Annotated in this window: 24 protein-coding genes (1 of these 24 cut by a window edge); 5 read left to right on the top strand and 19 right to left on the bottom strand. The window is 48.3% G+C overall.

Translation table 11 applies throughout. The features are described from left to right. From MTCT_RS08210 to MTCT_RS08240, 8 genes are all read right to left on the bottom strand, one after another. Positions 1–886 carry the 5' portion of a phosphomannomutase gene (locus MTCT_RS08210; protein ID WP_231855292.1) on the bottom strand. The gene continues 416 nt to the left of window position 1, outside the view, so 886 of the gene's 1,302 nt are visible here — the first part of the coding sequence; the start codon lies at positions 884–886; its stop codon lies off the left edge, out of view. 5 nt (positions 887–891) lie between these two features. Further along, positions 892–2,046: an NDP-sugar synthase gene (locus MTCT_RS08215; RefSeq protein WP_084126309.1), complete on the bottom strand. Its 1,155-nt coding sequence runs from the start codon at positions 2,044–2,046 to the stop codon at positions 892–894. Positions 2,047–2,224: 178 nt separating this feature from the next. After that, on the bottom strand, positions 2,225–3,019 hold the full coding sequence (gene otsB / locus MTCT_RS08220; protein ID WP_048176286.1) for a trehalose-phosphatase: 795 nt from the start codon (positions 3,017–3,019) through the stop codon (positions 2,225–2,227). Next, positions 3,012–3,491 (bottom strand): hypothetical protein, encoded by a 480-nt coding sequence (locus MTCT_RS09535; RefSeq protein WP_231855293.1) that lies wholly within the window; start codon positions 3,489–3,491, stop codon positions 3,012–3,014. Before MTCT_RS09535 ends, otsB begins: the two co-directional genes overlap by 8 nt. Then, positions 3,442–4,080 carry a hypothetical protein gene (locus MTCT_RS09540; RefSeq protein ID WP_231855294.1) on the bottom strand — a complete coding sequence of 213 codons (639 nt, stop codon included), beginning with the start codon at positions 4,078–4,080 and terminating at the stop codon, positions 3,442–3,444. The genes MTCT_RS09535 and MTCT_RS09540 overlap by 50 nt, the downstream gene beginning before the upstream one ends. 24 nt (positions 4,081–4,104) lie before the next feature. Beyond that, a complete protein-coding gene (locus MTCT_RS08230) occupies positions 4,105–6,033 on the bottom strand; it encodes an endonuclease MutS2 (RefSeq protein WP_048176287.1) in 1,929 nt (642 codons plus the stop codon). Between the two features lie 83 nt (positions 6,034–6,116). Next, a complete protein-coding gene (locus MTCT_RS08235; protein ID WP_048176289.1) occupies positions 6,117–8,513 on the bottom strand; it encodes a U32 family peptidase in 2,397 nt (798 codons plus the stop codon). 29 nt (positions 8,514–8,542) lie between these two features. Next, positions 8,543–9,868 carry a GAF domain-containing protein gene (locus MTCT_RS08240; RefSeq protein WP_048176291.1) on the bottom strand — a complete coding sequence of 442 codons (1,326 nt, stop codon included), beginning with the start codon at positions 9,866–9,868 and terminating at the stop codon, positions 8,543–8,545. A gap of 129 nt (positions 9,869–9,997) precedes the next feature. Here MTCT_RS08240 and tmk point away from each other — a divergent pair, with 129 nt between their 5' ends. Beyond that, positions 9,998–10,582, top strand: coding sequence for a dTMP kinase (tmk, locus tag MTCT_RS08245; protein WP_048176292.1), 585 nt, complete (start codon positions 9,998–10,000; stop codon positions 10,580–10,582). 16 nt (positions 10,583–10,598) lie between these two features. Here tmk and MTCT_RS08250 read toward each other — a convergent pair whose 3' ends face one another. Genes MTCT_RS08250 through mcm form a run of 5 tightly spaced genes read right to left on the bottom strand, consistent with a single transcriptional unit; the run spans position 10,599 to position 15,297 of the window. Next, positions 10,599–10,808: a hypothetical protein gene (locus MTCT_RS08250; protein WP_013295171.1), complete on the bottom strand. Its 210-nt coding sequence runs from the start codon at positions 10,806–10,808 to the stop codon at positions 10,599–10,601. Next, positions 10,809–11,768, bottom strand: a complete 960-nt coding sequence (locus MTCT_RS08255) for a tyrosine--tRNA ligase (RefSeq protein WP_048176295.1) — start codon at positions 11,766–11,768, stop codon at positions 10,809–10,811. A gap of 4 nt (positions 11,769–11,772) precedes the next feature. After that, complete coding sequence (locus MTCT_RS08260; protein WP_048176296.1) at positions 11,773–12,828, bottom strand: 60S ribosomal export protein NMD3; 1,056 nt, start codon at positions 12,826–12,828, stop codon at positions 11,773–11,775. 26 nt (positions 12,829–12,854) lie between these two features. Beyond that, the gene (locus MTCT_RS08265) at positions 12,855–13,262 is read right to left on the bottom strand and encodes a translation initiation factor IF-2 subunit beta (protein WP_013295174.1); all 408 of its coding nucleotides are present in this window, start codon (positions 13,260–13,262) and stop codon (positions 12,855–12,857) included. A gap of 37 nt (positions 13,263–13,299) precedes the next feature. Further along, positions 13,300–15,297: a minichromosome maintenance protein MCM gene (gene mcm / locus MTCT_RS08270; protein WP_048176694.1), complete on the bottom strand. Its 1,998-nt coding sequence runs from the start codon at positions 15,295–15,297 to the stop codon at positions 13,300–13,302. A 106-nt stretch (positions 15,298–15,403) separates the two neighbouring features. On the opposite strand from mcm, the gene MTCT_RS08275 reads away from it, so the two are divergent. Then, positions 15,404–15,838 (top strand): hypothetical protein, encoded by a 435-nt coding sequence (locus tag MTCT_RS08275; RefSeq protein ID WP_048176298.1) that lies wholly within the window; start codon positions 15,404–15,406, stop codon positions 15,836–15,838. A 43-nt stretch (positions 15,839–15,881) separates the two neighbouring features. Here MTCT_RS08275 and MTCT_RS08280 read toward each other — a convergent pair whose 3' ends face one another. The 4 genes from MTCT_RS08280 to MTCT_RS08295 form a co-directional block, all read right to left on the bottom strand. Then, entirely contained in the window at positions 15,882–16,517 is a 636-nt protein-coding gene (locus tag MTCT_RS08280; RefSeq protein ID WP_048176299.1) for an RlmE family RNA methyltransferase, read from the bottom strand. A 4-nt stretch (positions 16,518–16,521) separates the two neighbouring features. After that, positions 16,522–17,040 (bottom strand): metallophosphoesterase, encoded by a 519-nt coding sequence (locus tag MTCT_RS08285; RefSeq protein WP_048176301.1) that lies wholly within the window; start codon positions 17,038–17,040, stop codon positions 16,522–16,524. 241 nt (positions 17,041–17,281) lie between these two features. Further along, entirely contained in the window at positions 17,282–17,713 is a 432-nt protein-coding gene (locus MTCT_RS08290; RefSeq protein WP_048176302.1) for a DUF2507 domain-containing protein, read from the bottom strand. Positions 17,714–17,859: 146 nt separating this feature from the next. Continuing rightward, a complete protein-coding gene (locus MTCT_RS08295) occupies positions 17,860–18,216 on the bottom strand; it encodes a DUF5518 domain-containing protein (RefSeq protein ID WP_048176303.1) in 357 nt (118 codons plus the stop codon). 94 nt (positions 18,217–18,310) lie between these two features. Between MTCT_RS08295 and MTCT_RS08300 the strand changes: the two genes are divergently transcribed. Further along, positions 18,311–19,756, top strand: a complete 1,446-nt coding sequence (locus MTCT_RS08300; RefSeq protein ID WP_048176305.1) for a cryptochrome/photolyase family protein — start codon at positions 18,311–18,313, stop codon at positions 19,754–19,756. A 4-nt stretch (positions 19,757–19,760) separates the two neighbouring features. Here the strand turns inward: MTCT_RS08300 and MTCT_RS08305 are convergent, their stop codons facing one another. Beyond that, a complete protein-coding gene (locus MTCT_RS08305) occupies positions 19,761–20,456 on the bottom strand; it encodes a hypothetical protein (protein ID WP_048176307.1) in 696 nt (231 codons plus the stop codon). A gap of 88 nt (positions 20,457–20,544) precedes the next feature. Continuing rightward, on the bottom strand, positions 20,545–21,303 hold the full coding sequence (locus tag MTCT_RS08310; RefSeq protein ID WP_144245659.1) for an ion transporter: 759 nt from the start codon (positions 21,301–21,303) through the stop codon (positions 20,545–20,547). Between the two features lie 404 nt (positions 21,304–21,707). Here MTCT_RS08310 and MTCT_RS08315 point away from each other — a divergent pair, with 404 nt between their 5' ends. Both MTCT_RS08315 and MTCT_RS08320 read left to right on the top strand, forming a co-directional pair. Next, positions 21,708–22,265: a YIP1 family protein gene (locus MTCT_RS08315; protein WP_048176310.1), complete on the top strand. Its 558-nt coding sequence runs from the start codon at positions 21,708–21,710 to the stop codon at positions 22,263–22,265. Next, positions 22,265–23,089: a hypothetical protein gene (locus MTCT_RS08320; protein WP_048176312.1), complete on the top strand. Its 825-nt coding sequence runs from the start codon at positions 22,265–22,267 to the stop codon at positions 23,087–23,089. Before MTCT_RS08315 ends, MTCT_RS08320 begins: the two co-directional genes overlap by 1 nt.

Genomic DNA, 23,089 nt, shown 5'->3' on the forward strand with positions numbered 1-23,089 from the left:
CAGCATTCTCTGTGTAAACCCTGTTGAGGACATCATTTACTGATGTCCTTATAAGACGTCCTCCGGTGACATTCTCCAGCGACTTTGATGCAACCACCGAGGACACAATGGGACCATCAGAGGATTTCAGGTAATGGTCTGCGAAAATCGATAGTATGGTCTGGTCCCTTATGAGTTCACCCCTCTCATCTATGAAGAAGATGGTGTCCCTATCGTTATCCAGTATAACCCCCATATCTGCGCCGGTTGCCTTCACAACATCTGCTATCATGGATATGCTGGAGGCATTCGCAAGGGGAAAGTTTTTACCAAATAGCGACCCTCTGAATGTTATGTTTATGGTCTGACAGTTGAGCTGGTTGAGTATATCTGCCTCAATGTTCCATGGGGACCCCTCATCGTAACCCAGGACCACCATAAATTCACGGTTTTCTACAGAGGGTGATATGAATTCAAGTATGGATTTGATATAGGAGTCAAGGTAGTTATTGACATATCGAAGCTTTCCAAGCTGATTCCAGTCTGCATAAACTGTGGGGCGTTGTTCAAGCGGAATTTCATGGTTGCTGAGGAGTTTTATGTTTATTTCATCTGCTCTCAGTGGGGATCGGGAGACATTTATCATCAGATGACTGTCAAACCGCTCCATGTGGTGATGTATAACAGGGACCGTGGAAACACCAAAATCAATAACATCAACTCCAGCAGCCATCAATCCTGTTCCTATGGCCCTCTTTATCATCTGAGATGGTGTATGTGCATCTCTACCTATCAGGACACGCCTGCAGCTTACGTAGTCACCTATCAACATCCCAAGGTTGAGGGCAAACGAGCAGTCTATGTCCCGGTTAACAGACCCCCTTATATCCTGGACGTACCTCGCCATTGGAATCACTGTTCAGCCACGATGGGATAATCTGAGTCAAGCAGGGAACCTGAGAGTATCCTGAGGTTGTTGCTGACGCTGCAGTGGGACCTGATAATGGTTGATGGTTCCAGGAGGGCACCACGGCCTATAATGGCACACCTTTCAACGATGCAGTTCTCTCTGATATCGCAGAATTCATCAATAACACAGTTTACAAGCTGGGAGCCTTCCTCAATTCTGCTACCATCAAAAATAACAGAACCCCTCACGAAGCTGTCACTTCCCACATAAACTCCGGGTCCAATCACGGTTTCCCTGCCTACGAATGCCCCATCATCTATCTCTGCACCATCACCTATAACCACGGGTCCAGCTATACGAACCCCCTCACCTATAACCACATCCTGACCCACCCATATGTCTCCAAATCGACCTGGAACCTCATTTAAAAGTTTACCTTCAGGCTGGGGTGTTATCTGACCATTGAGGGTGTCATGGTTGGCCTTAAGGAACGTATCTGGTTTACCCGCATCATTCCAGTAACCACTGAAAACGAATCCATATACCCCCCTGTTCTCCTCTATCAAAACAGGGAAAATGTCAGCTGAAAAGTCAGAGTTTCCTTCGGGTATGTAATCAAAGATCTCAGGTTCCATGACGTATATGCCCGCATTTGCGATTTTGCTGAAGACCTCCTCTGGACTGGGTTTCTCATGAAAACGTGTTATTCTCCCATCATCATCGAGAACCGCTATGCCGTAATGTGAAGGGTCATCAACTGGTGTGAGGGCCACGGTAACAAGTGCATTCTTCTTTCTGTGGAAACTGACCATTTGCTGGAGGTCAAGGTCAAAGAGCACATCTCCACTGAGGACGATAAAGGTCTCATCCATATCACTGGCCGCTGCCCTAACACCCCCTGCGGTTCCAAGGGGCTTCTTCTCGGATGAAAACCTGAAATCAAGGTCAGGATACCTTGAGGAGACATATGAACTTATCTGGTCCTCGAGATACCCCAGCGTCATTATAATCTTACTGTAACCAGAATCAATGACCCTCTGAATTATATAATCCAGTATGGGTCTATTTGCAACAGGTACAAGTGGTTTGGGTCTTGAAAATGTTAAAGGTCTTATCCTTGTACCCTTACCCCCCGCCATGACAACCACAGATGTCATGGATAATATTATGTTGGCCTCATCTAATAAGTATTTTCAGCCAGTGTATAATATGTTATGAATAAATAAACTTATTTTAAGATAAACTCTGGGAAACGTTAAGAAATAAACCTATTTTAATGTTATGAATAAATAAACTTATTTTAAGATAAACTCTGGGAAACGTTAAGAAATAAACCTATTTTAAGAGCCATTTAAGAAATTTGAGGACCTCGGGAACCCCTGACACATAAAAGGAGGCCGAATCCTTTATTTCATCGGGTATCTCCTTTGAGAGCACAATCACTGATGCAGCTTTGAGTCCTATTTCAGATTCTAGTTTTCTGAGTTCCCTGAAGGCATCGGCATCGGTGACGTCGTCTCCAAGGTACACTGCAGATGATACGTCTGATTCCTCTATGATTTTCCGTACTATGAGGCCCTTGTTGTACGCCACTGGGGGTTTGAGCTCAACAAGCATTCTCCCGTGATCCACACGTATTCCTCTGGATTCAGGCATCTCTCTTAGAGTATCCATTATCCTTTTCTCTGTCAGTTCCGGGTCAGTGCACTGCCTGTAATGTATGGAATAGCAGATACCCTTATCCTCGAATATGATATTCTCATCGGGGGATTTCTCCTTGAGTTCAAGGGCACATTTTTTGATGAGGGGAATGTACTCCTCAACCTCTCTGAAGCGCTCATACCTCCCATTTACAATGTACTCAAGGCCATGGTTTCCAACATATATTGCCTCTGGAACACCTACCATCCTGAGTGCCTCATGCACGGGCCTTCCACTTATAAAGGCAAGTACACTGTAGCGTTCTGAGATTTTCCTGAGAACATCCCTCATCTCTTCATCTACGCGGGCTTCAGAGGGTGTTGGTGCTATTTCACTTATTGTACCGTCGATATCAGTGATTATAGCTGTCCTGCCGGGATTCTTCAGGTATTCGAGTTCATGAAGAAAATCAAATAAATACTCAGGCATCAAGGGCACCTTTAATTCTGTTGAATGTGATGTAGGGGTCGCTTCCGATGACTGAACTTCCAAAGAGTTCCATACCGCCCATATCAGATGATGCTGATGCAATGTTTCCACGGTCTATGATTCTTATGATGCCAGGGATCTCCATTTCTGCATTAAATGGGTGCATGGACATGTTGAAGCTGTAGACGCCACATTCATCTATCAGGCACCTTAATATCTTGAAGAGGTGATTCTGGAGATCAGAATCCCTGGAGGCATCTGTCTTAAAGTTTATGATGATCTCCTTTTCCTTAAGGGGGGTTATACTTGCATATACACACGCAGCTCCTGTTTCAGCACCAAGTCCAAGGGCCTGGTGGACTGAAAAGACATCATCATGGTATGATGAACCATAACGTTCCCTGTATCTCCTGGAGACATCATCAAGGAATGCAATCCGTGCATAGGGTCTCCTGCCCAGGAGAAGCTGCATGTGGCCGTGGATCTGGGATGCCCCTGCCCGTGGGAGGCAGTTCCATACCAGGAATGGAAAAATGAAATCCTGAGGATTTCTCTGCCATTTTAAACCATTCTGAGGCGGTTATGAGGTAATCTGAGAATTCCTCCAGGGTGAAGTCAAGGGGGTCATGTTTTCTGAATATCAGAAGGCCGCTCCATGCATCGTACTTGGCTATGTTTGATGCTGTAATGGAGTGCTTTCCCACAACACGTCCGAAATCATCTTCAGGTGTGTACAGTTCTGGTTTGCAGAAGTCACACCTCTTTTTATCCTCGATAAGTTCATCAAGAACCTTTCTGGCGGGTTCAGTATCCATGGCAGGCTTTTTAAGGCGCATGGAATTAAAAAGTGATCCTTCACCAGTCCAGCGGTTGTATGTGCTTATTATCCTTTGATTTTCAGCAGATTCAATAAATTTTGTCCCAAACCTCTCTTTGAGGCTTTCACTCACCTTAAGGTGTCCTTCACCACATTCAACATGGTATATGCGGTTGAATATCTCATAGAGGTCCTTCTGCTCTCTTTTGAGATCCAGGAGATGGTCCTTGAGATGGGTTATCATGGTAAATGATATAATTATTCAGATTTATCCGTTTTTCTGAAACTTTTCAAGTATCCTGCGGTAAACCATCCTCTCATCGTCACCTGATTTCTCATATATCATCCTTATGATCAGCTCAGGGGTGCTCCTTGCAAGATAGTTTATCCTGGGTGTTCTATCCACAATGAGATTATAGTTCTCATCAAGCCCCCTTGCCTCGATACCATCAACCCGCACATCCACGTACTTGAGTATTTCACGGGCCATGTGGGTCACAATAACTGCAATGGATTCAGATTCCATTATGAATTCTATGAAGGTTGCTATGATCTTCACTGCGGCATCAAGTTCGGTTATTGCCTCAAGTTCATCGAGAAGTATGAGCTTTGAGCTTCCACTCATTGTCACAGGGGTGAAGGTCCTTATGAATGACTCGAAGGCACCTGCATCCAGGGACCTCTTCTTTGAGATGAAGTGAATCTCCTCAACTGGCCTTACCCTGGCCTCAAGTGCACATACTGGAAGCCCCATCTGGGCCATCATTGTCACCTGGGCAAGTGTCTCAAGAAGGGTTGTTTTTCCCCCACTGTTGGCACCGGTGAGGAGCACAACATTATCAGGGTTACCCAGTTCATAGTCAATTCGCTGCGGTTCTTCTGATCCAACAAGGTTGAGGTGCAGTGCCCCCCTGAGGATGATCTCATCACCGAATTCCGGTTCAATGAGCCCGTAATCATGTGCGAAGAGGCCAAGGGCGAAGCGGTAGTCAAATTCCATCAGATCCCTTATTTCATTTTCAACGGCTTCTCTGAGTTCACTGAGCCTTGATGCCGCATCGACCCTCCTTTCAAACCTCCTTATATTTCTTGATGCTGATTCAAGACGTTTAACCCTTTCGAGTTCCCGCTGATCGATCTTGAGGGGATACGATTTTATGAAGGGATCGAACTCAACACCTGTCTTTCTCTTTATCATCTCACAGGCCTTTTTGAGGACATCATTGAATATCCTCTCCAGTTTACCGGTCATGCCCTGATTGAGGAGGGCCAGGACCTCCTCGCCTTTAAGGTCAATATCCTTTATGAGGTTCCTTAATTCTGAATCAGCCCATGCCTTCACAGAGTTCACGGCCTCATCAATGTCAACTTCTTCCTCTTCAAGGTTACCCAGATCATCCATTATTGCGACGACCTCATCAAGACAGGTTTCCATACCCAGAATCCGTTTGATTTCAAGGGCACCGCGCAGGAGGTCAATGTTCGCCCTGAAGTATCCGAGGACATCCTCCGGCACAATCTCATGTCGCTCTGAATCTGCTGTGACCATCACCGTGTTGAAGGTGTCCTCCAGGTCAATCATTCCCTCGGAGTAGACATAGATTATCAGCTCGTATTCATCGAGTTCGCCCTGTTCAGGGTTCATTATCACGGGATGGTAACGGTTGAGGCCCATGTCTATCATGTGATCATAGTCCTCTCTTGTCTCCACCAGTATGGCCCTTGATGGATTGAATGGGGGCTGGGGGTTTTCAGGCCTTTTAATTTTTTTCAGGAGATCCCTTAAATCTTCAACAGGTAGTTCAGAGACCATTTTCTTTGATTCCATGACCATTTCAACATGGCTCTTAATGGCATCAGTATCTGTTGAGGGGTGGAGAAGCATTAGCCGGTTACGGGCATAGTCGGTATGGGCATATGAACTGATGGTCTCAACTATTTCCTGGTAAATCTGAAAAGCCCTTTCAGTTTTCAGGAAGGAGGGAACAGGATTTCCCAGGAGTTCACGGGTTATTTCGATGGCCTTGCGCTGACTTATACCTTCAATTGATGCGATTCTATCAATTTCAAGGTTTTCAACCGCCTTTAAAAGCTCCTTTTCTCCCCCGAGTTCGTCTATTATCTTCTGCGCCAGCCTTTCCCCTATCCCGCTGACATCTGTGAGGGCTTCCCCGACAGAATTCATGGACTTCATCATACCCACTATGAGGAGTTACTGGAATATATATGAATTCAGAGTGCACATGGAAAGTATTCCAGGTGGGCATCTGTAAGGACCCATTATTCTGCAAGACCCCTCCTGAAGTGTGATGCCGTTACCCCTGAGGGACTTTCCATTACAATGCGCTCCTTGATATCCAGTATCCTTTCAGGTGATTGGAGGGCACTCACATATGATTCAACAAGTAACCCGGTCCTTCTGGGGGATTGAATACGGCAGTCGATGGAGAAGTTCCTGAAGCCCGCACCAAGAAGGGAGGGTAAAAAGTCAATGAGGCAGGTCTCCCTTGAATTCATGATTACCGTTTCACAGCCAAGGAGCTGATTTATGGGAAATACAGCGCCCCTACTGTCCATGATCCCCCACCTGGAATCGGTGGATGTATCGAAGTCAGGGGGTGCAAGTTTCCAGAGATTGTCCCGGGTCACCATTGCGGTGAGGTTCCCATGGACGATTATTTCAGAGGGTACCTGAATCCTCTGAAGGTCCTTCCAGGATAGTTCAGGTGAGAGGGTCAGGAGGTGGAACTTGCCTGATAGGAGGGCCGCTGATCGGCTGTTGAAAATGTTGAGGGCGGGTGATCCATAAACCTTCACATCACAGTTTATCAGGTCAGGGATACCGTAACCACCCACCATGAGGTCCATGGAGAGGTCCCCTTCAATTTCAAGGAGTCTTTCAAGGAGCCAGTCATGGGTTATGTCAGGCCACTTCCATACAGTTTCAGCACCGTATCTGGATGAAACCTCAGAGGCCCTCTCCAGAACACCTATGATGTCGTCATCATCACAGATCCTGAAGTCACCATGAACCTGGGGTTCCAGGTAAACCCTACCTGCACCGGCCCTCAGGGCGGATTTCATTGCCTTGAGGTCCTCAACATAGACGGATATACAGGGCTCCTCTGGAAGTCTCCTGGCAGGGTGATCAAATTCAGGCTTTGGATGGTGATGGTGGGGTCTTCTCTCTCTGAGTATCCTTCTTTCGACCCTCATCAGAAGTTCCCTTCTGAGGGCGTTGAGGCGGCTGAGAGGGTAGAATAGCCCCCCAGGGTACCTGAATTCGGTTAAGGTAAGTCTGAATGGTTTATCCCCGGCCCTCAGCAGGTGGTCCTTTATTGTATCCCCCTGGAGTGGTCTTTTGAGGGCCCTCTCAAACTGTGTTTCAACCGATTCCCTGAGCCTCAACCCATTCATCATCCATTCTGCGGTTAGATCCACCATTCCCTCTTTATCTGCAGTGAATTTCAGTTCAATATCCCAGCACTTTCCTGGAGATGATCTTTTGAGTTTTTCAGTGAATTGCTGGAGGCTCTTCCGCCCTGTAAGGTAAACCCGTGTACCCTCTTTTACAGGTCCTGAAGGAACTGAGAGTAAGCTGCCATCGTAGCTATGGGCATGGACATACATTCCTTTACCTGTTCCCTGAAAGAAGAGGCCATCACCTGGTTCTGGCTTTATACGGGAGGTTATCCTTATATGGGCCCTGCCACCTGTGTACCTTTCAACATGGCCCACAGGGAGGCCCCTGTCACCTGGGTATTCCCGTCCCATGAAGTTCTCCCTGAAGAGGTGTCCTCCGGTGAGTGTCCTGTTGAAGGTAAGCCTTAGCTTCTCAAACTCCTCCTGTGATGGCTTCCACCCACCCCTCTTTATCTCATCAAGGGCCCTTCTGTAGACGCTCACTGTGGTGGCAACGTATTCAGGGGACCTCATCCGTCCCTCTATCTTCAGGGATCGGACTCCGGCTTCAACCAGTTCCTTGAGGTGCATGTAGGCTGAGATGTCCCTTGTGGATAGGAGGTACTCCTCCCTTAGTGGCACCCTCCTCTTTGAGGGTTTTAACTGAACGAGTTCATACCTCTTTCTGCATGGCTGGGCGCACCGGCCCCTGTTGCCGCTTCTACCACCTATAAATGAGGATAGAAGGCACTGGCCAGAGTAACTGTAGCATAGGGCTCCATGTATGAAAACCTCAAGCTCCACGTTTGATTCAGTCGCTAGGGCCCTGACCTCATCAATGGAGAGCTCCCTTGCAAGTATAACCCTCTCAAGGCCCATCTTCTCAGCCCATCTTATCCCCGCCCTGTTGTGTACGGTCATCTGGGTTGAGGCATGGAATGGGAGGTCAAGGGATAACTCATCCCTCAGAACCAGGAGTGCGGGGTCCTGTATGATCACAGCGTCCGCACCTGCACTGGAGAGTTCCTGGAGGTATTCAGCAACATCTGAAAGTTCAGAGTCCCTTAGGAGGGTATTGACAGTTACATACACATTTCTGTCATGCAGGTGGGCGTATTCCACTGCCTCACGAATTTCCCGCAGGCTGAAGTTCTCTGCATAATGCCGTGCACCGAAGTCCTTCCCTGAGAGGTAGACGGCATCGGCCCCTGCATTGATGGCGACCCTGAAGGAATCAGGCGAACCTGCAGGTGCAAGGAGTTCAGGGATTTCCAAGTACTGTTACCTCCAAACAAAATAAGGATTTATTTTATCTCCTCAAGGACCTCGGTAACTATCTTAAGGAATTTCTGTACAAGGGCCCTGTTCTTCTCCTCACTGGCCCTGACACGGTCCTCTTCAATTTTTCTGTGAATCGCAATTGCATATATATCTGCAAGGCGCTCCATTACCTCAAGATCCCTTTCATCGTAGTCCCCATCCTTCCCTGAAACTGCGAGTATTCCCACAAGTTCACCATTGAGTAGAGCGGGGCATGCCAGGAAGTTCTTTATTTCAATGTGACCCTCAGGGACCCCAGTGGATTCAGGGTGTGAGGAGGGGTCATTTACGAGAACCGGTTCCCTTTTCCTGAGCACAAGGTTCCAGAGACCACCCATCTCAGTGGATTCGGCGTCCGGATGACATTCCTTCCCCACCTCCTCTGATGGGAAGTAATTCCTCAGGCTGCCGTCTGACTCAAAGAAGCCAGCCATGCAGTATCTGCTGCCTGTCAGTTTTTTAGCCCTTTCAATTATGCTCGCAGATATCTCCTCGAGTGAAAGGGGGGATAAGAGTTTCTTTGATACCTCTGCAAGGCTTTTGTTTATGGCAGTCTCCCTTTCAAGAGCCCTTCTTGCAACTTCCTTTTCGGTGACGTCCCTGTGGACACCCACAACCCCATTTATATTGCCCTCAAAATCACGGAGAGGTGATAGGGTTGTTTCAAAATGAGAGTTATCCATGGGCTTCCAGACCCACTCATAGCTAACGGTTTCCCCCTTAAGTGCCCTTTTAATCATTTCGCTGTGAATCCTGTCCCCGAAGACCTCGCTGACCTTTTCGCCCTGAACTTCATCTGCATCAAGGCCGTATTCTGCAAGCGGCCCGGGTGATATCATGGTTAGCCTTTCATCGCTGTCGGCAGTGAACAGTATATCCCTTATTGATGAGAGTATGGCCCTGAAGAGTTCATCGTTCTCTGCAAGCCTCCTCTCCAGCTGGTGTTTGTGGAGTGCGACCTCTATGACGCTGTGGAGTTCCCGGTCCTCAAAGGGCTTTATTATGTATCCAAAGGGCCCTGTTATCTTGGCCCTTTTGAGGGTTTCCTCGTCGGAATAGGCGGTTATATAGATTATGGGAACCTTCATCCTTTTGGTTATCTCCTCGGCAGCCTCTATACCATCCATGTCCCCCTTGAGGACAATATCCATCAGTATGATGTCTGGCCTTGTTTTTTCAGCCATTTCAACGGCCTTTTCACCGGTGGAAACTGTGGCTGTAACCTGGTAACCCAGGGATTCAAGGCGCTGGCTTATATCAATGGCAACTATGCTCTCATCCTCAACCACCATGACCTTGGCTTTTGACATGTTCCACCTCTATAATAAAATTAATACTATAATTCTGTATCTAAAGCATTATAAAGTTATGTCATGATTCGTGTCATGATTTCAACCCATAGGGGAAGATATTTTACCTTCGCCGATAGATTAATCTCTATGTACATATGCTTTGAGGGAATTGATGGGTCAGGTAAGACAACACATTCCGTACTCACCGCGGAGTGGCTCAGGGAAAACGGATACAGGGTCTTTAATGTTAGGGAACCAACAGACTCCAGGATAGGGGGCATCATAAGGGAGATGCTCTCCAGTCCAGATGCCAGGACCCCCGATGGGCAGAGGATACTGGCATTACTCTTTGCAGCGGACCGCCTGACCCTCAGGAGTAAAATTGAGGGGGAGTGGAGTGGAAGTGTTGTGGTGAGTGACAGGTGCTACTATTCCAGCATGGTTTACCAGGAACCCGCTGAATGGGTTTCTGAGATAAACAGGTTTGCACCACAACCTGATATAGTCATACTCCTTGATCTTGATGTTGAACTGGCAATGGAGAGATGTGGCGGTACCGATGAATTTGAGGACCCATCATTTCTTTCACGTGTCAGGGAGAGGTACCTTGAACTCGCCGATAAAAATGAATTTTACATTGTTGATGCAGCAAGGGGGCTCAACATCATCCAGAGGGATATAAGGAGGATAATCGCCCCCTATCTTGGAATATGCCCTGATGGGATAAGATAGATTCAGGAGGATGCATTTATTTTTCCTGGGACCCTGGATTCTCGAGTTCCTCTATCCTCTTTCTGATGGACTCAAGGATACGTTCCCTTGCCCTTTCAAGTTCCTCCAGCTCACCCCTCAAGACGGGCCCATCGTCTGTCTGTATCAGTTCAACCTCGTATTCATCAATTATCTCAGCCATTGTTGTGTGTGTTATGCCTGGCGGAAGTCTCATGTCGTACAGCATCTAAACACCTTCCATGTAGTCTCTTACAGGTCCCAGCATGTTAATAAGGTAATCTGAGACCGCATTCTTTAGATCCAGCGGGTGAAGGTCGCCGCTGGAGTAGGTATTGAGGAGTTCGTCAAGGTCCAGTTCAAGGTCACCCCCAAATTTCTCGGGGCGCCTTATGGTCATCCTGCCATATTCTGGCATTATAAAGTACTTCACGATTTCGATGATTGGGTTACCCTCCACCTCCCCCATGGGACAGTAACTCCCCTTCACCTTTTCCCTTATCTCATCGGGGGAGTCGTCCACTGCAATGAAGTTACCCTTGCTGGAGGACATCTTTTCTGAACCGTCGGTTCCGTGGAGCAGTGGGGTGTGTATGCATACCGGTGCATCGAAACCGAGCCTTGGGAGGTTCTCACGTGCCAGCATATGTATCTTTCGCTGCTCCATTCCCCCCAGCGCCACATCCACATCAAGGTAGACCATGTCGATGACCTGCATGAGGGGGTAGATAACCTCTGCAACCTTGTGGTCCTCTGATTCCCTTGTTATCTGGGCCATGCTCCTCCTGGCCCGAAGGAGTGTTGTTATGAGGGCCATTCTGTATACCAGGTCTGTGTACTCTGGCTGCGTCTGGAAGGATGAACCCAGGATGAACTCGGTCCTATCAGGGGAGAGTCCAAGTGCCAGGAAGCATTTTCTGTTGTAATCGGCCATCTCCCTTATCCTCTCCATGCTGCCCTTACCATTGAGGTATGCATGGTAGTCGGCAAGGAGTATCTTGACCCTGAAGCCGGCATCCTGCATTTCCCTCAGTTTCCTTATGGTTATGGCGTGTCCCAGATGAACCTTACCTGAGGGCTCATAGCCTGTGTAGACAACAGGTTCATCCTTCTTAAGGACCTCCAGCAGTTCATCGGGTGTTATGACCTCAAGAACATCACGGGTTATGGTGTTGAGCGTATCATCCATCAGATCATTCCTCCGCCTCATCAATGATGTAGAGTCTCTTCTTAATTTCTATAACAGGAACCTGTTCTCCTATCTCAAGTTTTGATGTGTAACTGTCAGCTTCAAGGTCCACGGGTTCAAATGTTTCGGGGTGAAGCACCTGTATCCTTCCAGGGGATCTTGCAGTCACCGTGGTTGTCTTAACATCACCGGCCCTCGCAACGAGGTCAATATTTTCGTATTCTCCCCAGAGTATGTTCTTCACGTCACGGGTCTCAAGGTCCTTCACAGCCACACCACGCTTTCTGAGGTCAAGGACCGTGAGCATGCGGTCCTGGTGCAGGAGGAAGTCTCCTCTTCTGAAATCAGGGAGTCTGAGTGATATCCATGTCCTGTAGAGTCCCTTACCGCTTGACCTATCCTGCCCCATTAGCCGTGGTGACTCACTGGCAATACCGCCGAGTTCCTCCCTGAGGGCGCTCACAACCTTTCTGGCGGATTTATGGGATCCTATGTAATAGTCGACCCCCTCCTTCACCTCAACCCTCTGGGGGAGGTATGCCAGCTTATCCCTCCTTGAGAGCTTCAGGAGGGTCCTTTTAACTGTGAGGTCGGCCCTTTCTATTTCTGATTCAGCCAGTTCCCTTCCATCGGCCCTTAACTGTATCACAGCCTCGTAGTAGCCTGATGCCTGTTTGCTGCAGGCCGGGCAGGCAGTGTTTGTGAGGCGGACCTCCACCCCGTACTCCTGGCTCACCATCCTTCCAAGGACCTCAGCATCCACCTCCACCAGGCACTGGTAGATGGTGCCCCTCTGCTGTATTATTTCCAGTTCGATTTCAGGGTTTTCAACAGGGGGTTCCCAGCTGATATTCTCCTCAAGGGCCCGGTATACTATTTCCTCCTCAGGGAGGCCCTCATCCACCCACTGGCCACTTATCAGCTTCGCATGGCAGTGGCTGCACACATAAACCTCTATTCTGGAGGGAATGCTGAGGATGGTGTAGTCCTCAAGGAAACAGTCCCTGCATAGTCCATCATATAATTCAGAATCAGAACTACCGCATCTGACACAGAACATTTTCTATAGCTGCTCCTCTATCTTCTCTAGACGTTCTTGAGGGGCGCCTTGGCACCGCATGCCTCGCACTTGAGAAGGGATATCCGCCCCTCCCTGATTATCCTTGTATCGGGTCTGTTGCATTCGTGGCATATGACGAATTTGTTGACGTAGTCCTCTATCCTCTCGTTTATGAGAAAGTGGGTGAATTTACCCTGGAGTATGGCCCTTCCACCCTCAAGGTTACCTGCGGTACCCAGTTCCCTCAGAAGGAATTTCAGAAGGTGCTGGGGGTCCCTGTTGAGGGCATCTGCGACCTCCCTGAAGTTCTGTATGAATGTCCTGTTTCCCTGTATAACTGAGTACGCCTTTGGAACCTCGAAACGTTTTGTTTCAAATACCTCTGGGGGCAGCTGCTCTATGGCCCTTTCAAGTAATTTTTCGTAATCATCCATAATCTATACCTCCGGTAAAAAGTGTGTAATGGAAAATTCAGACCACCTTAAGGTATCCCCTGGCGGGCTCAAATATTGCGCCCTTGTCCTTGAGGATCCTTATCAGTTCCTCAACCTTTTCCTCACTCACGTTATATCTATCCATCATCTCAGTTATAAGAATATTGGTGGGTGCCCTGCCACCGTAGTCCTCCTCGTATTCCCTTATGAGTTCAAGTAGCAGGCGGAACTTGTCCCTCTCAGATTTGGGTGTTCTCCCCTCAACCTTGTCGATGTCTATCTTACCTGTCTCAGGGTCGTACCCCACCTGTTTCAGGCATGCCTGGGACAGCTTTATGGCCTTTCTGGCGTCCTCTGCCTCCACGTGTTCCTTGAGTTTTATCTTTGCACTGGCCTCTGAGAGTCGCACAAGGGCCTCCAGCTGCCTTGCTGTTATGGGGACCGGCGAGTCCTCATCGGCTGCGCTGGCCCTCATTGATACGTAGAAGTCCTCAAGGACCTGCATCGCCTCATCTGTCAGCACTGGCCTCACATTCTTCCTTGCATAGGCTATGTACTTCCTCAGCAGTTCTGGATCTATTTCAAAGGGGGTGTGGTCCTCCTTATGTGTTTTCAGGATGTGCCTTGCAAGTTCCCTGTCCTTCTCCTCATCGGGTTTGTCTTCCACAACGAATATCAGGTCGAAACGTGACAGTATGGTTGATGGAAGGTCTATCTGTTCTGCAATTGATTTGTAACTGTCGAATCTCCCGAATTTTGGGTTTGCGGCTGCCAGGACAGAGCACCTTGAGTTGAGGGTTGCCATTATACCTGCCTTGGCTATGCTTATGGTCTGCTGCTCCAGTGCCTCGTGGATGGCTGAACGGTCCTCATCACGCATCTTATCCAGTTCATCCACACAGACGTTACCCTTATCCCCCAGGACAAGGGCACCGGCCTCAAGGGACCATCCACCGAATTCATCCCTCACAGCCGCGGCGGTGAGCCCAACCCCTGAGGTACCCTTACCGCTTGTGTATATCCCCCTGGGGGCCAGCTTTGACACGTACTTGAGCATCTGGGACTTACCTATACCCGGGTCCCCGACTATGAGGATGTGTATGTCCCCACGGAGGCGGGTCTTATCATCGAGCTCCTTCCCGGTCCCCCCAAAGAGCTGAAGTGCTATGGCCTCCTTTACCTCACGGTAACCGTGTATTGATGGTGCGGTGGACCTTATGATCTTCTCGTATATGTTGGGGTCGGCTGCAAGCTCCCTTATTTTTTCCTCGTCCTCCTCACTTATCTGGAGCTCCTCAAACTCCTGTTCAAGGAACTCGGTGTAGTTTCCGTATATGAAGTTCTTGAACCGCCTGGTCCTCTCATCGCGGACTGTCCTCAGTGTACCTGTGACCCTCACAATGTCCCCGGGGGTGAGGGTGTCAACCAGGTCATCCTCAAGGACGACTGTTATCTGGCGGGGCTGCTCACCACCTGAGAGGTTCTCAAGTGGCTCCTGGAGTTTCAGTGTCTGGGTGTCCAGGAACTCTGATTCGTCCTGCAGGAGCCTGAAGGACCTGCCACCACACTCTGAGCAGAGTGATGGCTCTGTGATCATGTTGGTGGACTGGCTGACCTCGTGGAGCCTCATGCAGCCCCTGCACTCAAAGACGGCCTTAACTATCCTGGGTCTTATCTCATCTGTCTTCCTAACAATACCGTCAACTGCAACGAATTTACCTATGAATTTACTCCGGAGCTCCCTGAGGGGTATGACGTTGCTGACCCCACTGAACCTTATGTTGAGGTCCACGTTCTTCCTCAGGGGATCAATGTTCCTTATGGCCTTCTGGGCGGCCCTTATCACATCGTCTGGTTTTTCAATTAGAAGGTCTGCAAGGTCGGGGTCGAACATTTCAAGGTCAAGGTAGTCGACTTCAATGGATCTGACGTTGGGATACTTCTCTATGGACTCAAATACCCTGTCCTTGTACTCCTTGAGTGAAAAGAATTCTTCGAATTTTGTGAGTGTCTTGCTCTTATCCACGGTTTTCATCATGAAAGTATATTATAACGACATTATAAAACCTTAATTGAGTGAGTGAACTAGCCCTTATGAACATGAAGATTTTTTTCACAGTCACTGAATGTAAGGTGAGATCATGAAGAGATCAAGGATAAACCTCTTTAAGGTAACATCAATGACCATATCAATTCTGGGAGTGCTTCTCATAGCGGGGACCATACTGATATTTGTATATATAGGTGTCGATGCGGTATCTGATGCCATATCTGGGAGTGTGGAGAAGGGTGCTGAGTACGATGAACTCGCAAAGCTCCAGAGCGATTACTCGTCACTGAAGGTCCAGTATGACTCGGTTAAAAAGGAGGTCTACCAGAGGAACAACGATAACCTGACAAAGACGTACCTGAATGCTGAGATAGAGCTTGTGAAGGCCAAGTCAGCGATTGATGACGTTAAAAGTGCTCTGGAGACAAACAAACCAAAATCTGAGGTTGATGATCGCATAAAAACAGCCAGGTATCAGCTTCAGGTTGCCTCACAGGCCCTGAATGATCTGAGGGTCCTCATGTGAGGCTGAGGGTTCTCTCCCATTTTTCCTTGAAGTTCCGCCCGACCTAATGGATGATTCTCTCCCATTTCCTTCTACCCTTGAAGTCCTGCCCCACAATGTACATCTCTGCGCTTGCCTTTCTTGATGAGGCGGGTTTTGTTGTTTTGAGTTTCCAGAAATCCTTCTTCATTTCCTTTATGACTTTATCGAGTTCAGGGCCCTGGAATGCCTTGATCAGGATGTTCCCCTTCCTTTCAAGGACCCTGTAGGCTATATCAAGGACATTTTCAACAAGATCCACCGAGCGGAGATGATCGATGTCCCTTATACCTGAAAGGGATGGGGCAGCGTCTGATATGACCACATCTGCCCTTCCACCAAGCTCCTCAATTATCCTCTCCTTTATCGCAGGGTCTGTGAAGTCCCCCCTTATGGCCCTGAAGTTCTCGGCGGGGAAACCCTTTATCCTCTGGAGGTCAACTGCAACCACAAGTCCCTCATCACCTACCTTCTCAAGGGCGACCTGTGACCATCCCCCGGGGGCGGCCCCGAGGTCAAGGACCCTGTCACCCTTCCTTATCAGTTTGTAGCGGTTGTTGAGCTGCAGTAACTTGTAGGATGCCCTTGAGCGGTAGTTCTCCCTCTTGGCACTTTTGTAGTAGTGGTCCTTTTTCCTTTCAGCCTGCCATCGTTTTCCCATGGGGTCACCTCCTGAAGTTCAGTGATCTGCAGACAGGCGCCCCTGTCCTGATGATCCTGGCATCAAGTTTTTCACCGTCAATTTCAAGGATCATGACGCTTGGATCTGTGAGGCGGGGCACTGTAGGACTTCCAGGGTTGAGGAGGAGCATGTCCTCAAGTTCGGTTATGAAGGGCTGATGTGTATGTCCGCTTATGAGGACATCTGCACCAAGCTCAAGCCCCAGGTACCTCAGCTGCTGGGTATCACCACGGGGGTAGACCTCCCCATGTATGAGGCCCACCCTGTATGCTCCGATCTCAAATACCCTTGATCTGGGGTTGTCTACACCATATCGGCGGTCCATGTTTCCCTGAACGCACTCAACAGGTGCAAGGGTTTCAAGGTCACTCAGAACATCCGGTGAGGTCAGGTCACCGGCGTGGAGTATAAGTTCAACGTCCCTGAAGGCCTCAAATACTGCCTCAGGGATTTCATCTGCCCTGTCAGGGATGTGCGTATCTGATATAACACCTACTAGCATTCTCACTCTCCTTATGTAGATTATGGGATGGATTCTTGGTTGATATCAGCCGGGTAAGCAATAAGATTACACAGTCCTATATCTTTTTTATTTTTAAAATAAGTTTTCTGACGGATCTGTATCTGGGCTGGGAATAAAATGTACCCTGTCGGGCTGCCCTCTGATTCCAGAGGTATCTGTATTTCTGACCTGTATCGATACCCTAAGGTATTATGAGAGGAAAAAATAAATGGGGTGGTGGTTATCGAACAAATTCCCTAAATTCACAGGTACGGTCACCTAGGCCCCAGCACCTGACCTCACGGAGGTCAACCAGTCTCCCGCTCATTGATTCAAGTATTCCTGCAAGGAGGCCCCCCTCAAAGTGACAGAGGGCCTTACCTGAAGCAGGAAGCCCTGCACAGCTGAGACACTCATCAACCCTAAGGCGGTAGGGGTTCTCTTCAAGAATCTCAAGCTCACCGACCCTGTTATCATGGAGGAATTTCACGGCCTCATCAGTGTTTTTCAAACCCATACTTCGTCCAAGGTCCTTACCACTCTTGTAGAGGATACCGTTGGCCCCCTCCCCTATGATGGAGTAGGGCATGAACCTCAGTATCCTGAACAGTTTTATATCTGTCATGGTACCAAGGGATGGTCTTTCCACCACAAGGTCTCCAACATCATACATATCTATCACCTTTTAATAAAGACCATCTCATAATATTTAAATCTTTATTATTACTGGAGTACCTAAAAAATAGTAATAAGTCGGAGAGAATTATTATATCTGGCAGCATGGTCACAGTTCTTCATCACGGATTAAAAAATTAATGATCAGTCACCGGCAAGGAAACCCCCTATGGCACCACCGATGCCCATGAAGATCATTGAAACAAAGAGGAGCACCAACACAAGCACTGCGCCGGCGAATGCTCCGATGAATAATCCTCCGAATCCTCCAAGAACGGCACCAAAGATTGTTAAGAGAATCGCGAGGACTATGCCGCCAAAGGCACCGGCAACCGTGGCATTCCAGAACCCACCAGTGGCACCTTCCCTCACAATGAGGCCAACAACAAAACCCGCAAGGAACAAGCCAAGGACAGAGGCCTGGTCAATAAACGGGCTAAGGATGATCGGAAAAACAACTGCAAGTATGAATCCAGTAATGACAGCTCCCCACTTAACCATATAAACACCATAACAGTTTATGTCAAGCTATCCTAAAAAACTTTTAGATTTATAGACACCTCCTGACATAATATTATACATGCCCGGGGAATCTATGGCAGTTGTCTTCCCACATCACCTCATGGAGAATCATCCTGCTGCAGAGAAAACATCAGACTTCATTGTGGTGGAGGACCAGCTCTTCTTTGGAGACCCTGTATTCAACCTGAGGTTCCACAAGAACAAACTCCTGCTGCACAGGGCATCCATGCGCTACTATTATGACCACCTGAAATCAAGGGGCCTGAATGTCACCTACATAGATTACACGCCGGACCCTGACATGGGGTACCTCAGGGACCACCTTGAGGGATATGAGAGGGTCTACACAATGGAACTCCTTGACCATGAACTTGAGAGGAGATTGAGGCGGCTCTGCAGTGAAACAGGTACAGAACTCCTTGAGATTGAGGGGCCATTCATCTTCAGAAGGAGGCTCATGGACAGTTACTTCAGGGATAGCAGGTTCTTTCTCACATCATTCTACATAAGGGAGAGGAAGAGGCTCTCCATTCTCATGGAAAACTCCAAGCCTAAGGGCGGTAAATGGACATTTGATAGGGAAAACAGGAGGAGGCTGCCGCGGGGAATGAATATTCCAAAACCCATAGAAATGCCTGAAAACAGTTATGTGCGTGAGGCCCGGGGTTACGTGGCTGAGCGCTTCCCTGATAACCCGGGCTCCATGGAACACTTCAACTACCCCACAACCCACAGGGAGGCCCGGATATTTTTGAGGGATTTCACAGAAAAAAGGCTCAGAAACTTTGGAAGCTACCAGGACTTCATATCCCGTGATGAGACGTTCCTCTTCCACTCTGTACTCTCTTCCTCACTCAACATCTGCCTCCTAACACCCATGGAGGTTCTGAAAGCAGTGCTATCTGCAGACGCCCCCCTCAATTCTGTTGAGGGATTTGTGAGGCAGGTCATGGGCTGGAGGGAGTTCATAAGGGCAGTTTACATCCTTAGGGGATCATATCAGAGGACCAGGAACTTCTTTAACCACAGTGAAAGACTGACAGATAAACTTTATCATGGCAGAACAGGTCTTGAGCCCTATGATACCGCAGTAAGGAGGGTTTTAACCTGTGGATACACCCACCACATCGAGCGCCTCATGGTCATAGGTAACCTCATGCTCCTCCTTGGCACAGACCCTGATGAGGTTTATCGCTGGTTCATGGAGATGTTCATAGACTCCTACGACTGGGTGATGGTCCCCAACGTCTATGGCATGAGCCAGTACGCTGACGGGGGCCTCATGGCAACTAAGCCCTACATATCATCATCGAACTACATCCTGAGGATGAGTGACCATGTAAGGGGTGACTGGTGCAGGGTCTGGGACTCCCTCTTCTGGACATTCTTAAGTGATAAGAGAACTTACATAGGTGAAAATCCACGCATGAGGCTCCTCTACAAATATCTGACAGATGAAAAACTTGAGAACTTCCAGAGGGTTAAAAGGAGATTTTTAGAGGAACTCAGAGACCCCTGATCGGTTACTCATAGCCTGTGTAGTCCAGGGCACCTGAGTTGTAGAGCCTCTGAAGATCGGATGCATGGGTTAACTCATATGCGGTGTAGGGATTGTTGAGGTAGGGGTGGATAAGGCCCTTTATGATGTAATAGTAGGCTCCCAGTCTCCCGTACTGCTTCCAGACTATCTGCACGTAGAGGGGGAAGCCACAGCCAGGGTTTACGAATACGTTACCCTCCCTGACGGTCCCATGGAAGACCATGGGCATGGGGCCCTCCTGGCCTTTCTCGGCAGCCAGCCTTTCAACATAGTCCATGGCCTCATCGAGGGTGTCGAATTCGTATCCATCAGCCCTGTAACGGTATTTGCCATCAGGCACTCCAAATATGAAGGATTCGAGGACCTCGGTCCAGTCTATGTCTGTCCTGTACTCTGAACTGATGTATGCGAGTTCTATTATGGTGACGTTGCCCTCCCTGTAGTGTCTGTAGTTTGAGCTCCCTGCGTAGTGGACCACAAGGGCACACTTTGATCCCCTCTGGGCCGCGTACTCTGCAAGCACCTTTGACTGTGGGTGTCCTGGGTACATATCAGGGTTTGCCAGTTTTACGAAACCCAGACGCCCAACAGGCTCCACAGGGCTCAGGGCAGTTACACCGTAGAGGTATGCTCCAAATATGAGAATGGCTGCAATGATGATATATGATGATCTTGCCATGTTATCCTCGTTTGATTTATCTATTTTATTTATGCTAAGGACACATTCTGTATAAAAGTAACGGTGTATATTCAGCGATGGAGTTGCATCATTTCTCCTGCAGTAACTCCTTTATTTCCCTGATCTCCCTTTTAAGATCCTCTATACTTTTTTCTATGTTTTCTATCCTGTCATGGATCTCCTTTTCTTCTTCAGGGTTTTTAACGAACCAGGAGGCCAGGGAGGCTGTGAGGAAACCCACGAAGGTGACCCCCACAAGCATGAGCATGCTGGTTATGGCCTTACCGTAGAGTGTTGTTGGGGGGATCACAACCTCGCCCACGATTGTGGTTGTGATGCTGTACCAGAGGGAGTCCAGCGGGCCGTGGAGGGATCTGTTGACCCCTGATTCCATCATATAAAAGAAGAGTGTGCCCCCCACTATTGCAAAGAGGAGTATCCCCAGTGCCTGGTCAAGGTGTGTGTCCACAAGGAATGTGAAGAACTTCTTGAGGTACTTCCTGAAGAGGGCGAGGACCTTCACAACCCTTATGATCCTTATGAATCTGAAGGCCCTGAAGAAATCCACAGGCATGAAGGCCACTATATCCATCCAGTTCTCCCTTAGGAATCTTTTTCTGTCATCGGCCTTTTTGAGGTTGATGGAGAATTCCAGGAAGAGTATGATGCAGAGGAAAAGGTCAAACTGGTTGATGGCATTCACGGTCCCGGGATTTGAGGGGTAGAAGGATATGTAGCTTAAGAGCACTATGTCAAGGATTATGAGTATTAGGATAGTGAGTTCCTTGATCCTGATGAGTTCTCCGTACTCCATGGGGACCACATTATAGAGTTGGTCTTCTGGCATCATAAATACTTTGCAGTGCACGGGGCTCCACCCTAACTGCGCGTTTCCATGTACTGTTAATCCACATAGAAAGCCTAGTCACTGAAGTACATGACTTCGTTATAGGATACTATTGCGAACTTATGCTTCGAATAAATCATCAGTGTCATTAAATTCTGGAATTCCTGAATTTCATGCCCTCAGAATCAAATTATAACATTATCGTTCAGAAAAGCATAATTCTTCCTGAAACCTGCAAGTTTTTATAGAAATGGCGGGAAATATAATAATGTTATTAGCTCAGGGGGTGATCGGAGGATTCAGTTTAGTTATGCTGCTTGGTAGGGGAATGTCTATTATAAAAATGAAATTGGGCATCTGATGTTATTTCAGTCATATGAATATAATAAGGGGAGGTTAATGCTTTGAACAGGATAATGAACTTTTCCCGGGACCTTGTGGGGGTTCTGGCATCACCTGAGGAGGCGTTAAGCAGGGTCAAGGAGCTTGGAGTTGAAAACCAGGGCCTTTACCTCTACTTGTTCCTCTCGGCCTTTCTCGGGTACATGATTGGCGGGTTAATTTCCGCTGCAACGGGCGCTGGTATAATGGTACCCATCCTATTTGCACTGGTTGGGCTCATTGTCTCCTTCATAAAACTGATAGTATGGGCTCTCATATCACATATAATCGCTGCCGTGGTATTCGAGGGTAAGGGGACATTTGCAGGCACCCTCAAGATGATGGGATTCGCAGCGGCGCCCTTTGTGTTGGGAATATTCGCCCTCCTGACCCTGACACTTCTCGGGACATTCTTCACATCATCAATGCTGTTTGTGGTGATGTACATCTGGACGGTAATGATTGCCGCCGCCGCAGTGGCTGTTGAACATGAAATGGGCTATGGAAGGGCGTTCCTATCGGTATTTGCACTTCCAGCCATTATAATAACACTTCTCATGATGCTTGCGGGGGTATTGTGATGGATAGAACTGACATTGCAGGGGCCATAATCCTCATAGTGCTAATTGCAGGGTTCATTATGGCATCAACAGCCTCTCTTCTACCCAAAACCCAGGAGGAGGCCACTGTATCTGAAAACTTCACCCTGAAATCTGCAGAGGTCTCCGGTGTTAAGTACGTAAATGTGAACATGGAATCAAATACGAGCGGGGCCTACATTGGATTTGCTGATAACGCAGATAGCGTTTACATGATCTCGACGAAAACCGACCCTGGAGATGCGAAGCCAGCGGTTAACTATACCGTTGATGGAGAGACACTGAACCTCAACGTTAAGATGGATGCAGGTGATGCAAGGATACTCCTATCAAACAGGTACACCTACAATATAACCCTCAGGAGCAAGGTTGGAGGTGTTACACTGGTTCTTGCAAATAACTCAAGGGTGGACACCATCAATTCAACCATCCAGTACGCCGGCGGAGGCACGGTTCTCCTGGGGAATACGAGCTTCAGGAACGCATCATTAAATGTGAATACCGGCGGATTCTACATAGCAGACCTCGATCAGGGTGTGAGGCCCACAGGTAATATGAGCACCCAGGTCACGGTGGGGGGAACATCAATAGCCCTGTTCCCGGCATACGCCATCAGAATCACTGGATCCGTGGATTACGGAGGGATAGGTTTCGAACCACAGGGATTCCGCGTTTTAAGAAATTCAACCAGTTACCTTGAAATGGAAACACCCTCCTATGGAAGTTCAGCAGGACTTCAGATAATAAACAGTGTCGGACTTGGAGGCATCAACGTGGGTGTGTTCAGGATGCCTGTCATGCCCTGA

Origin of the sequence: Methanothermobacter sp. CaT2 (assembly GCF_000828575.1) — an archaeon.
GTDB lineage: Archaea > Methanobacteriota > Methanobacteria > Methanobacteriales > Methanothermobacteraceae > Methanothermobacter.